Origin of the sequence: Massilia atriviolacea (assembly GCF_003953935.1) — a bacterium.
GTDB classification, from domain to species: Bacteria; Pseudomonadota; Gammaproteobacteria; order Burkholderiales; family Burkholderiaceae_D; genus Telluria_A; species Telluria_A atriviolacea.
The window spans coordinates 224,654-236,494 of the sequence record NZ_RXLQ01000008.1 but is presented as its reverse complement, the minus strand read 5'-3'; the positions used below and the strand labels follow the sequence as shown (position 1 = coordinate 236,494).

The following is an 11,841-nucleotide window of genomic DNA, read 5'->3' as shown; positions in this document are numbered from 1 at the left end:
GGCGCCGCCGCAGGCGGGGTGGGCGCTTACGGCGCCAGGGAATTGGCCTCGTAGGCGCCGATATCGAGCTCGCTGTTGACCGGGCGGCCGATCCAGAACGCCACATGCTTGTACTGCGCCACCGGCTTGAGCACGAAGCCGGTGGCCGAGACGCCCGGATCGGTCCCCGCGTTGACCACCAGCGGCGACGGCGTCGGCCGCAGATCGTAGGTCGCGCGATTGACGAAGCCGGGCGCCACCGAACGGTAATTGGTCCTGGCCACCGTGCTGGCCTGCGTACTCAAGGTCCCGATCCCGGAAAAGATATTATTCTGCAGCAGAACCGGCTTGGTGACGCCCGAGCCCACCATCACGAACACGCCGCGCGCGGGGTCGTCGTTCAGGAAGGTGTTATTGACCACGTATAAATCGTGCCCGGCATTGCTGGCGCCCTCTTCCCCGTAGGCCAGCATGGCCCCGTTCTGGTTCGCGGCCGGCTGCTGGATCACGTTCCCGATCACGTAGGAGGTCCCCGCATTCGGCAGATCGATCTCGTAGCTCGGCTGGCCGGCCGCGGTCGAGCCGGTCTCGCCCGGGCGCAGGCTGGAGAAGCGGTTGTAGAGAATATAGTTGGTCTGCGCGCGCGATTTCAGGTTGTGCCCCACGTGGGCGTCATGCGAAAAATTGCGGCGGAACATCAGGCTGCGCACCGTGCCGATATACAGGTTGTGCGTCTGCCCGGTACCGTAGCCATTGCGTCCGAACTCGGTGCCTTCGATGACGATGTCGCTGGCCGCATTCGCGCCGCTGAGGATGCCGTTTTCGTTATCGTGCAGGAAGCTGTTGAGCAAGGTAAAGCCCGCGCCCTCGAGGCGCAAGGCTGCGCCATTGCGGTCAGGCACTTTGGCGCCGTACATTTCCACATTGGCGATCAGCACATTGTTGCCGACGATCACCCAGATCGCTTTGCCCATCGCGTTCCTGCCTGCCGCATCGATGCGGGGACGCCCGTTGACGCCCCGGATGGTCAGGTTGCTGGCATACACGCCGCACACATCGCCGCTGTACAGGCCGCCGTCGATCTCGACCGTGTCGCCATTTTTAGCGGCGGCAATCGCCTGGCACGGTCTGGCATAGGTCTTGCCGGGACCGACCGACAGAATCGCCGCCGAGGCCGCCTGCATACCCCATGCCGCCAGCGCCGACACGCAAGCGGCGCGCGCAAGTTTCTTCTTCATCATTGTATGTCTCCTGGGTGCAGCGGACGCACAGCGGCATCGTCTGCGAAAAATCAAGGTGGAATATGATCGTTATCAAAACGTCATGCGGCGTATGGTAACCGCACGCTGAGGATTCTACGAGGATGCGGCGCTGGCCGTCGCGCCGCAGCAACAGGCGGGCGCCCGCTGGCCGCTCAGGGCACCTGCACGTTGAGGCGCTTGCCGAGCTTGCGCAGTTCGCCGCTGTCGACGTAGGCATTGAAGGCGCGGTCGAAGCGCGCACGCATGACCTCGTATTCCGGTCGCTTGGGGAAGGCGAAATAACCGCGCTGCAGGGAAATGGTGCGGCCCACGGGCAACACCTTGCCCTCCAGCGCCAGCAGGGGAATCACCGGCTCGGTGTTGCGCACATTGCTGGCGAACAGCTCGACCCGCCCGTGCGCGAGCATGGTCAGCGCCGACTCCACCGAATTGGTCACGCTGACCGACAAATCCTTGCGCGCGGCATTGAATTCGTCGCCATAGGCCCAGCCGTTGATGATCACGATGCGCTTGCTGCGCAGGGAAGCGTAGCTGCCATCCCAGGCAAACGGCGCATTGCTGCGCGAGAAGAACACCATCTGGTCCTGGTAGAACGGACGCTCGGAGAAGGAAAACGAGTCCAGCCGCTCGGGTGACTTGTAGGGGCCGACCAGGATATCGGCCTGGCCCTGGGCCACCATCGACTGCGCGCGCGCCCACGGATACAGCTCGAAATACACCGGCTGCCCGAGTTCGCCCGCAATGGCGCGGATGATCTCGACCGCCATGCCCGAAAATTCGCCGTTGGCGCGTTCGTAGACGCGCGCGAAATGGGCGCCGACCACCAGCAGCTCGCGCGGCGAGGCCCCGGCCGGCAGCGCCAGCGCGGCAGCCGCGCCCAGCATCAGTGAGCGCCTGGCAAGATCGACAGGAGAATCGGAGCGCTTCATGGCAGTAACTGTTTTCTCGGTAAAACAATTGTACTGCCGCCAGCGCTCGCGGGGGAATTACTTGACGGTGACCTTGATCGACTTGCTCATCGGCGCGCCGTAGGACTGGTGCGCACCGTTGGCGAACTGCATGGTCAGGGTGTATTCGCCGGGCGGCAGCTTGACTTCGGTTTCGGTCTGGCCTTTACCGAAGTGCAAGTGCTTGTCGTCGAAAGGAATCGACTCGCCTTCCTTGATCGCGGCGCCGTTGATGAGCAGGTGATGGTGGCCCGAATTGGCCACCAGCGCGCCGGCCGGCTTGACCTCCATGCCGTCGACGGCGAACTTGACCTTGAACGGGCTCTTCACGGTCGCGCCGTCGGACGGTTCGACGAAGGAGACCGATTGCGCCGACGCGGCCGCCATGGCCAGCAGGGATGCGGAAAAGACGAGGTGTTGGATGAACGATTTCAAGTGGATTCCTTCGCAGTTGGTAAAAGGCGGGTTGGCGTGATAATCGCCAACATTGCCTATTTTGCACGCGGGCGCCGGCAAAGCGCCACACCTTTCACCAGCGTCAGTCGTTTTTAATGACGATGCTCGGGAACTTGCTGCTCATGTCTTTCGCTTTCTCGGCGATCCTGATGGCCACCTTGCGCGCGATCTCCTTATAGATCTGCGCCACCGGGCCGTTGGGCTCGGCCACCACGGTCGGGCGGCCCGAATCGGTCTGCTCGCGGATCGACATGGTCAAGGGCAAGGCGCCGAGGAACTCGACGCCGAAATCGGCGCACATCCTGGCGCCGCCGCCATGGCCGAAAATCGCTTCCGTGTGGCCGCAGTTCGAGCAGATGTGCGTGCTCATGTTTTCCACCACGCCGAGGATCGGAATGCCGACTTTCTCGAACATTTTCAAGCCCTTGCGCGCGTCGAGCAGGGCGATGTCCTGCGGCGTGGTGACGATCACCGCGCCCGTCACCGGCACTTTTTGCGACAGGGTCAGCTGGATGTCGCCGGTGCCTGGCGGCATGTCGACCACCAGGTAATCGAGTTCGCGCCAGTTGGTTTGCTCCAGCAACTGCTGCAAGGCTTGCGTGACCATCGGGCCGCGCCACACCATCGGCTCGTCCGGATCGATCATGAAACCGATCGAGGACACCTGCAAGCCGTGATTTTGCAGCGGCTCCATGGTCTTGCCGTCCGTCGTTTCCGGACGGCCGTTAATTCCCAGCATCATCGGCTGGGACGGACCGTAGATATCCGCGTCCAGCACGCCCACGCTGGCGCCCTCGGCCGCCAGGGCCAGGGCCAGGTTGACCGCCGTGGTCGACTTGCCGACGCCGCCCTTGCCCGAGGCCACCGCGATGATGTTCTTCACGTTCGGCATGATCTTCAGGCCGCGCTGTACCGTGTGCGACAGGATTTTGGAATACACAGTGGGGTTGATGCGCCCCGCCCCCGGCAGCGCCTGCAGGGCGGCCACGATCGCGCTGCGGATGGCGTCGATCTGGCTTTTGGCCGGATAGCCGAGCTCGACGTCGAGCGCGATGTCGTTGCCGTCGAGCTTGATATTCTTGATCGCCTTGGAAGAAACGAAATCTTTCTGCGTGTTCGGATCGATAACCGCCGTCAGTGCATTCCTGACGTCTTCTACTGTGATGCTCATGTAAATCTCCAAGGAATAGGATGCCGAAACTTGCCGAAGTTTAGCGCAAATCGCCCGCGCCAGCCTTGACTGAATGGCAAATCCGGGCAAAGCCCCGTGCGCAGTCGGGTCATCCGCTGGTAAAATGCTCCTCTGTATTTCCTAATAAACTTATTAATAAGCGCATCTTAACCATGACCCGCAAGCTGTTCGTCACCACCGCCCTGCCTTACGCCAACGGAGCTTTTCATATCGGCCACATGATGGAATACATCCAGGCCGATATCTGGGTACGCTTCCAGCGAATGCAACGCGATGGCGACGCCCAGCGTGAAGTCCACTTCGTCTGCGCCGACGACACCCACGGCACGCCGATCATGATCGCGGCCGAGAAAAAAGGCATCACGCCCCAGGAATTCGTGGCCGAGATCGCCGCCGACCGCCCGCAGTACCTGGACGGCTTCCATATCGCCTTCGACAACTGGTACTCGACCGATTCCCCGGAGAACGTGGAACTGTCGCAAGGCATCTACCGCAAGCTGCGCGAGACCGGCCTGATCGTCACCAAGACGGTCGACCGCTTCTTCGACCCGGTCAAGGGCATGTTCCTGGCCGACCGCAACATCAAGGGCGAGTGCCCGAAATGCGGCGCCAAGGACCAGTACGGCGACAATTGCGAAGTCTGCGGCGCGGCCTACCAGCCGACCGAACTGGTGAACCCGTTTTCCGTGTTCACCGGCTCCACGCCGATCCTGAAACCGTCGGAACAGTATTTCTTCGCCCTGTCCGACCCGCGCTGCTACACCTTCCTCAAGGAATGGCTGAACACGCCCGGCCGCTTGCAGCCGGAAATGGTCAACAAGGTCTCCGAATGGCTCGGTGAAGCCGGCGAGAAACTGGCCGACTGGGATATTTCGCGCGACGCGCCCTACTTCGGCATCCCGATTCCAGATGCGCCGGGCAAGTTTTTCTATGTCTGGCTGGACGCGCCGGTCGGCTACCTCGCCAGCCTCAAAAACTATTGCAGCAAGAAAGGCATCGATTTCGACGCCCTGCTGAACGACCCGGACACCGAGCAAGTCCACTTCATCGGCAAGGATATCGTGTCCTTCCACCTGCTGTTCTGGCCGGCGATGCTCAATTTTGCCGGCCACCCGGTGATCGACAAGCTCAAGGTCAACGTGCACGGCCACCTGACCCTGAACGGCGAAAAGATGGCCAAGTCGCGCGGCACCGGCATTTCGCCGCTGCGCTACCTCGACCTGAAGATGAATCCGGAATGGCTGCGCTACTACATCGCCTTCAAGCTGAACTCGAAGGTGGAAGACCTCGACTTCAACGGCGACGACTTCATCGCGCGCGTGAACAGCGATCTGATCGGCAAATACGTCAACATCGCCAGCCGCTGCGCCGGTTTCATCGCCAAGAAATTCGACGGCAAACTGAGCGCCACCCTCTCGCCCAAGGCGCAGCAATGGATCGGCCGCGCGCTGACGGTGGACGGCAACGAACGCCAGGCCCGCATCGCCGCCAACTTCGAAAACCGCGAATTCGGCAAGGCGCTGCGCGAAATCATGGAAATCGTCGACATCACCAACCAGTACGTCGACGAAAACAAGCCATGGATCCTGGCCAAGGACCCGGAAAAGATGGCCGAACTGCACGACGTGTGCACCACGGCCCTGATCCTGTTCCGCCAGGTCACCATCATGCTCTCGCCGGTATTGCCGCAAGTGGCAGCCAAGGTGGCCGCCTTCCTGCGCGACGAGGACCTGAGCTGGAGCGACACCACCGGCGCGGCCGTCTTCGAGACCATGCTCGGCCGCGAAATCGGCGCCTACGACCACCTGATGACCCGCATCGATCCGAAAATGGTCGAGGCGCTGATCGACAAGCCGCCGGTGGCCGCCCCGGCCGCAGCGGCCGTGGTTACCGCGCCGGTCCTGGACGCGCCGGCACGCGGCGACATCGAGGAACTGGCGCCGGAAATCAAGATCGACGACTTCACCAGGATCGACCTGCGCATCGCCAAGATCGTCAACTGCGAACACGTGGACGGCTCCGACAAGCTGCTGCGCCTGACCCTGGACGTGGGCGAAGGCCGCCTGCGCAATGTGTTTTCCGGCATCAAGTCGGCCTACACGCCGGAGCAACTGATCGGCAAGCTGACCGTGCTGGTGGCCAACCTGGCGCCGCGCAAGATGAAATTCGGCGTCTCCGAAGGCATGGTCCTGTGCGCCTCCGCCGCCGACGAGAAGGCCAATCCAGGCCTGTACGTGCTGGAACCGTGGCCGGGCGCGCAGCCGGGCATGCGCATCCGCTAATGCCGGTGAACCTCGTGGTGCGCCAGGCCGTCGACGACGACGCCCAGCTGATCGCCGACCTGACCCGGGCGTGCTGGGCCGGCACGGTGGCGGTGACCTCGAGCGGCCACCGCGAGACCGCCCAGCGCGTGGCCGAACAGCTGCGCGATGGCGGCGCCTTCCTCCTGCTGCAGGGCGAGGCGGCGGTCGGCTCGGTGCGCTGGACGCCGCACGAATTCGAGCCGGACGTGTGGGAAATCCGGCGCATGGGCGTGCTGCCGCACTGCCGTGGCGCCAACCTCTCCCAGCACTTGCTCGAAGCGGTGATCCACCAGGGCCTGGCCAGCGGCGTGCACGAACTGCGGCTCGCCGTGCGCAGCGACCAGCCGCGCCTGATCGACCTGTACGCGGCCTACCAGTTCGACCTGGCCGACGAACTCGACTATTCCCACGCGAACGAGGCGGAACCGGCGCCGCGCGTGATGCGTCGCGTGCTGCGCCACTGAAGACCATCCTTGCAATGAATCGCAGCGCGTCAATACCGGAACGCCGATATCGAAGGCTATAATGTCGCGCTTGACGAGAAAAACAACATGCCCCGCATGCCAGCCGCCGGCAACACGGCAACTGCGCGGGGTGGTGGGCCCGGCGCCCGAACCTTCTTACTTTTGAGTGGTATCTATGACCGAATTGACTTCCTTGAGGCACATCCCGCACGCCAATCTGTTTCGCAAAGGCGACGTCTTCGTACTGTTCGGCGAGCTGTTCGGCCGCGGCTATGCTAACGGCCTGATCGACGAGGCACGCAAGGCCGGCATGACCATCGTCGGCATCACCGTCGGCCGCCGCGACGAGAACAACGCGCTGCGCGCACTCAACGAAGAAGAACTGGCCGAAGCCGAAGCCAAGCTGGGCGGCCGCATCATCAACGTGCCGCTGATGGCCGGCTTCGACCTCGACGCCCCCGAAGGCGAGCAGAACCCGACCGAGATGCTGTCCGGCCTCACCCTCAAGAACTGGCAGGAAGAAAAGCTGGACTGGGCCGCTGTCGAGCGCTGCCGCGACGTCGGCGTGCGCCGTTTCGCCAGCTCCGCCGCCCAGGCCATGGCCGAGATCGACAAACTGATCCCGGACGGCAGCAATGTCTTCTTCGCCCACACCATGGCCGGCGGCATTCCGAAGGTCAAGGCCTTCCTGGCGATCGCCAACCGCATCTACAAGGGCCGCGGCGAGCGCTTCATGTCCTCGCGCGAGCTGCTCGACAGCGACCTCGGCAAGCTGATCCTGATGAACTTCGACGAAGTCACCGCCAACACCCTGCAACACCTGATTACCGCCAGCGCCGCCATCCGCGACCGCATCACCGCCAAGGGCGGCGAAGTGCGCTACACGGCCTACGGCTACCACGGCAGCGAAATCCTGATCGACGGCAAGTACCAGTGGCAAACCTACACCAACTATACCCAGGGCTACGCCAAGATGCGCCTCGAAAGCGTGGCGCAAGCTGCCTGGGCACAAGGGATCGCGGCAACGGTGTTCAACTGCCCTGAAATCCGTACCAACTCCTCCGATATTTTTGCCGGCGTCGAGCTGTCCCTGTTCCCCCTGCTCAGCGCCCTCAAGCGCGAAGGCGGCGCCGCCTGGGCCCTGCAACAATGGGAAGCCTGCCAGGACCTGCTGAACGACGGCGTGTCGCTGCAAAGCCTGATCGACCAGATCGAGGCCTACAACAACGACCCGGTCAGCGCCAGCTTCCGCAACTTCGACGCCTGGCCGATGGACAACACCCCTGCCCTGGCGGACGTGATGATCGGCACCTCGGACGAGATGACCAAGCTGCACAAGGACCGCAAGGCCCTGATCACCGACCACCTGAGCGCGCTGGTGCTGGAAAGCGCCGGCCCGCTGATGTTCTACGGCGCCGCCGAGAAAATCGCGCCGGTGGTGTGGCTCAACCACGACATCATCGCCAAGCAACTGAACGCACTGCACCCCTAAGCGCCCGCAAGGCGCCAGCGTCGGGCCGCCGCTGGCGCCCGACGGATTCCCCCTGCCGCCTTGCTCGCGGTAAAATAGCATTGTTCGCTACCCACGTCGCTACCCACGTCCAATTATGAAACTGACCAAACAATTCCAGCTCTACGAATCCGAGCACACCAAGTTCATCCGCGAGCTCAAGGCCAAGAATCCCGAGATGGAAGCGGGCCAGATCGCCGGCCGCGCGCTGCTGTGGGACAAGGCCCCGACCACCCTGGCCGAGCAGGATAAAAACAAGGAATCGCGCGTACGCCAGCAAGCCTACGTGTACCAGAACAAACTCTGACGGTTCAGGGCGAGACCATGTTGCCAGAAGAGGCGGCGACGGAAGAACTCGCCGCCGAGCCGGGCGGCTCGGCCGTCGACGCGCCGGCCGCCCCGGTCGAATTGCCGGCAGTGCTGGACAGCCCGGCCGACACGCCCGCGTTTGCCCGCCTGTACGGGGAACCGCTGCTGCGCATGCCGACCGACCTGTTCATCCCGCCGGACGCGCTGGAAATCTTCCTGGACGCCTTCGAAGGTCCGCTCGACCTGCTGCTCTACCTGATCCGCAAGCAAAACTTCAACATCCTCGACATCCCGATGGCGCAGGTCACCCTGCAATACCTGAAATATGTCGACCAGATCCGCCTGCACAACCTGGAACTGGCCGCCGAATACCTGCTGATGGCCGCCATGCTGATCGAAATCAAGTCGCGCATGCTGCTGCCGCAGCGCCTGCCCGACGACGACCTGCTCGACACCTACGACCCGCGCGCCGACCTGGTGCGGCGCCTGCTCGACTACGAGCAGATCAAGCTGGCCGCGTACGAGATCAACGCCATTCCCCAGCTCGACCGCGACTTCATCCGGCCGTCCCTGTTCGTCGAGCAGAGCAACATCCCCAACTGGCCCGATGTCGACCCGCACGACCTGCAGCGCGCCTGGCTGGACGTGCTCAAGCGCGCCAAGCTGACCCAGCACCACCGCATCGGGCGCCAGGAACTGTCGGTGCGCGAGCACATGACCTCGATCCTGCGGCAGCTGCAATCGGCCCGCTTCGTCGAATTTGCCGACCTGTTCCAGGGCCAGGGCAGCGTGCCGATTATCGTCGTGCACTTCGTTGCCATGCTGGAACTGGCCAAGGAAACCCTGATCGAAATTACCCAGGCCGAGCCGTTCGCGCCGATTTACGTGCGCCTCGCCTACTCCCCGGCATAAGCCGATCCATTTGATACCCGTTTGAGGAAAGCCCCATGAAAATCATCTCTTCCGTTGAAGAACTGCGCGACCAGCTCAGCGGCCAGCTGCGCACGGCCTTCGTGCCGACAATGGGCAACCTGCACGAAGGGCATCTCTCGCTGATGCGCCTGGCGCGCAAGCATGGCGACCCGGTGGTGGCCTCGATCTTCGTCAACCGCCTGCAATTCGGGCCGAACGAAGACTTCGACAAATACCCGCGCACCTTCCAGGCCGATGTCGAAAAACTGGAAAAGGAAGGCGTCTACGTGCTGTTCGCGCCGACCGAAAAGGATTTGTACCCGGAACCGCAGGAATTCCGCGTCAGCCCGCCGCAAGACCTCGGCAACACGCTGGAAGGCGAATTCCGCCCGGGATTCTTTACCGGCGTCACCACCATCGTCCTCAAGCTGTTTTCCTGCGTCCAGCCGAAAGTGGCCGTGTTCGGCAAGAAGGATTACCAGCAGCTGATGATGGTGCGCAATATGAGCCGTCAATTCGCCCTGCCGACGCAGATCATCGCGGCCGAAACCTGGCGTGCGGACGACGGGCTGGCGCTCTCGTCGCGCAATATGTATTTGTCGGAAGCGGAGCGGGCCGAGGCGCCGGCGCTGTACCAGAGCCTGAATGCGGTGGCCAACGAAGTGCGCTCCGGCCACCTCGACATCTTCCAGCTCGAACACAAGGCGATGGAAGACCTGGCGCGGCGCGGCTGGAAGCCGGACTACATTTCGATCCGCAAGCAAAACGACCTGCAGCCGCCGAGTGCGGGCGACCTGGCGCAAGGCGCGCCGCTGGTGGTCCTCGCCGCGGCCAAGCTCGGCACCACCCGCCTGATCGACAACCTCGAAATCTGACCCCTCAGAAAACGCCAAGGCAGGGTCAGAAAACCGCCAAACCGGGGTCAGAGCTTTAAGTCGAAAGTTTGTCAATTTTTTGTTTCGCCCCGATCGGCATCGCGTTCGTTGGTCGACTAAAGAACGAACTTCAGGAGACTGAGCGGCATTTCCGCAACTTCCCCGCGCCGGGGGCGGCGCTTTAACCAGAAATCTTTCAAGTTAAAGCTCTGACCCCGGTTGAGGAAGTTCAGAACCGCCAAACCGGGGTCAGAGCTTTAAGTCGAAAGTTTGTCAATTTTTTGTTTCGCCCCGACCGGAATCGCGTTCGTTGGTCGAATACGGAAGGAACTTCAGGAGACTGGGCGGCATTTCCGCAACTTCCCCGCGCCGGGGGCGGCGCTTTAACCAGAAATCTTTCAAGTTAAAGCTCTGACCCCGGTTGAGGAAGTTCAGAACCGCCAAACCGGGGTCAGAGCTTTAAGTCGAAAGTTTGTCAATTTTTTGTTTCGCCCCGACCGGAATCGCGTTCGTTGGTCGAATACGGAAGGAACTTCAGGAGACTGGGCGGCATTTCCGCAACTTCCCCGCGCCGGGGGCGGCGCTTTAACCAGAAATCTTTCAAGTTAAAGCTCTGACCCCGGTTGAGGAAGTTCAGAACCGCCAAACCGGGGTCAGAGCTTTAAGTCGAAAGTTTGTCAATTTTTTGTTTCGCCCCGACCGGAATCGCGTTCGTTGGTCGAATACGGAAGGAACTTCAGGAGACTGGGCGGCATTTCCGCAACTTCTCCGCGCCGGGGGCGGCGCTTTAACCAGAAATCTTTCAAGTTAAAGCTCTGACCCCGGTTGAGGAAGTTCAGAACCTGCCTTTGAACTTGCAGGTGCTGACGCCGCGCTTGCGCGACTTGCATGGGACGACGCGCGCCGTGCCGGCAGCATCGTTGTCGATCTCCACCGCGAACAGGCGCCCGTCCGCGCAGCGCGCACTCCACAGCGCCATGCCGCGCTCGTCGCTGCCCTGGTAGATCGCGCGCTTGATGCCGATGCATCGGATGCCCGCCTGCCTGACCATCTCGCCCAGCGCCGCCTGGCGCTTGGTTTGCGTCATCTTGGCGATGCTGAGGTGGACCGGATTGGCAAAGGCCGCGCCGCTCAGCGCCGCCATCAGGATGCCTGCGGCCATTCGCGAGATCAGTTGTTTCCCCACAAAACTTCCTCTATTCAGCGCCGGCCCGGCCGGCATAGGCTTCGATTGTTCGGATACCTGCTTGCATTTTTTCGCGTGCCGACGCATTGGCCGAATGCACCCGCATCACGGGCGGCCGAAAACCGGCCGTCATGACCTGTTCTTCGATCCACAGCACCACGTCGTAGCCGGTGCCGCGCGCGTCGTCGCCGAGGTCATGATCGAGGCTGATCTCGGTGACTGCCCCTGTGCGCAGCAAGTCGATCGCTTCGTCCGGCCAGTACACACGCACCCAGCCGTCCGGGGTGCGGCGCTCGTCGTCCAAGTAAATTTTCATGTCAGGCGGCCCAGGCGCGGAAAACACACCAGTTTCATGTGGCTCCAGCACGCAGGCGTTTGTATTAGCGAAACAAGAGGGGCAAGACATCCTCACCCATTCCCATTGCTGTAATTATATCTTTTGAAGT

General features: G+C 62.4%; 12 protein-coding genes. 6 read left to right on the top strand and 6 right to left on the bottom strand.

The features are described from left to right. Positions 1-26: 26 nt before the first annotated feature. From EJB06_RS16905 to apbC, 4 genes are all read right to left on the bottom strand, one after another. A complete protein-coding gene (locus EJB06_RS16905; protein ID WP_229427128.1) occupies positions 27-1,220 on the bottom strand; it encodes a right-handed parallel beta-helix repeat-containing protein in 1,194 nt (397 codons plus the stop codon). 173 nt (positions 1,221-1,393) lie between these two features. Next, positions 1,394-2,170, bottom strand: a complete 777-nt coding sequence (locus EJB06_RS16900; RefSeq protein ID WP_229427127.1) for a substrate-binding periplasmic protein — start codon at positions 2,168-2,170, stop codon at positions 1,394-1,396. A gap of 57 nt (positions 2,171-2,227) precedes the next feature. Beyond that, complete coding sequence (locus tag EJB06_RS16895) at positions 2,228-2,575, bottom strand: DUF4399 domain-containing protein (RefSeq protein ID WP_126075299.1); 348 nt, start codon at positions 2,573-2,575, stop codon at positions 2,228-2,230. Positions 2,576-2,726: 151 nt separating this feature from the next. Next, a complete protein-coding gene (apbC, locus tag EJB06_RS16890) occupies positions 2,727-3,815 on the bottom strand; it encodes an iron-sulfur cluster carrier protein ApbC (protein ID WP_126075196.1) in 1,089 nt (362 codons plus the stop codon). A gap of 173 nt (positions 3,816-3,988) precedes the next feature. Here apbC and metG point away from each other — a divergent pair, with 173 nt between their 5' ends. The 6 genes from metG to panC all read left to right on the top strand — a co-directional run bounded on the left by metG (position 3,989) and on the right by panC (position 10,209). Then, a complete protein-coding gene (metG, locus tag EJB06_RS16885) occupies positions 3,989-6,118 on the top strand; it encodes a methionine--tRNA ligase (protein WP_126075195.1) in 2,130 nt (709 codons plus the stop codon). A 5-nt stretch (positions 6,119-6,123) separates the two neighbouring features. Then, positions 6,124-6,603, top strand: a complete 480-nt coding sequence (locus EJB06_RS16880) for a GNAT family N-acetyltransferase (protein WP_126075298.1) — start codon at positions 6,124-6,126, stop codon at positions 6,601-6,603. A gap of 175 nt (positions 6,604-6,778) precedes the next feature. Continuing rightward, a complete protein-coding gene (locus EJB06_RS16875) occupies positions 6,779-8,095 on the top strand; it encodes an enoyl ACP reductase FabMG family protein (RefSeq protein WP_126075194.1) in 1,317 nt (438 codons plus the stop codon). Between the two features lie 115 nt (positions 8,096-8,210). Then, positions 8,211-8,420 (top strand): DUF3460 family protein, encoded by a 210-nt coding sequence (locus EJB06_RS16870; protein WP_126075193.1) that lies wholly within the window; start codon positions 8,211-8,213, stop codon positions 8,418-8,420. A gap of 17 nt (positions 8,421-8,437) precedes the next feature. After that, positions 8,438-9,334 (top strand): segregation and condensation protein A, encoded by an 897-nt coding sequence (locus EJB06_RS16865; RefSeq protein WP_126075192.1) that lies wholly within the window; start codon positions 8,438-8,440, stop codon positions 9,332-9,334. A 35-nt stretch (positions 9,335-9,369) separates the two neighbouring features. Further along, a complete protein-coding gene (panC, locus tag EJB06_RS16860) occupies positions 9,370-10,209 on the top strand; it encodes a pantoate--beta-alanine ligase (RefSeq protein ID WP_126075191.1) in 840 nt (279 codons plus the stop codon). 835 nt (positions 10,210-11,044) lie between these two features. Here the strand turns inward: panC and EJB06_RS16855 are convergent. Next, positions 11,045-11,371, bottom strand: a complete 327-nt coding sequence (locus tag EJB06_RS16855) for a hypothetical protein (protein ID WP_126075190.1) — start codon at positions 11,369-11,371, stop codon at positions 11,045-11,047. A 34-nt stretch (positions 11,372-11,405) separates the two neighbouring features. Beyond that, positions 11,406-11,711, bottom strand: a complete 306-nt coding sequence (locus EJB06_RS16850; RefSeq protein WP_126075189.1) for a cyclic-phosphate processing receiver domain-containing protein — start codon at positions 11,709-11,711, stop codon at positions 11,406-11,408. Positions 11,712-11,841 lie beyond the last annotated feature (130 nt).

Excerpts from the sequence above, each read along its gene's own strand:
- EJB06_RS16905 (WP_229427128.1), bottom strand. The coding sequence starts at position 1,220 with ATGATGAAGAAGAAACTTGCGCGCGCCGCTTGCGTGTCGGCGCTGGCG.
- EJB06_RS16900 (WP_229427127.1), bottom strand. The coding sequence starts at position 2,170 with ATGAAGCGCTCCGATTCTCCTGTCGATCTTGCCAGGCGCTCACTGATG.
- EJB06_RS16895 (WP_126075299.1), bottom strand. The coding sequence starts at position 2,575 with ATGGCGGCCGCGTCGGCGCAATCGGTCTCCTTCGTCGAACCGTCCGAC.
- apbC (WP_126075196.1), bottom strand. The coding sequence starts at position 3,815 with ATGAGCATCACAGTAGAAGACGTCAGGAATGCACTGACGGCGGTTATC.
- metG (WP_126075195.1), top strand. The coding sequence starts at position 3,989 with ATGACCCGCAAGCTGTTCGTCACCACCGCCCTGCCTTACGCCAACGGA.
- EJB06_RS16875 (WP_126075194.1), top strand. The coding sequence starts at position 6,779 with ATGACCGAATTGACTTCCTTGAGGCACATCCCGCACGCCAATCTGTTT.
- EJB06_RS16870 (WP_126075193.1), top strand. The coding sequence starts at position 8,211 with ATGAAACTGACCAAACAATTCCAGCTCTACGAATCCGAGCACACCAAG.
- EJB06_RS16865 (WP_126075192.1), top strand. The coding sequence starts at position 8,438 with ATGTTGCCAGAAGAGGCGGCGACGGAAGAACTCGCCGCCGAGCCGGGC.
- panC (WP_126075191.1), top strand. The coding sequence starts at position 9,370 with ATGAAAATCATCTCTTCCGTTGAAGAACTGCGCGACCAGCTCAGCGGC.
- EJB06_RS16855 (WP_126075190.1), bottom strand. The coding sequence starts at position 11,371 with ATGGCCGCAGGCATCCTGATGGCGGCGCTGAGCGGCGCGGCCTTTGCC.
- EJB06_RS16850 (WP_126075189.1), bottom strand. The coding sequence starts at position 11,711 with ATGAAAATTTACTTGGACGACGAGCGCCGCACCCCGGACGGCTGGGTG.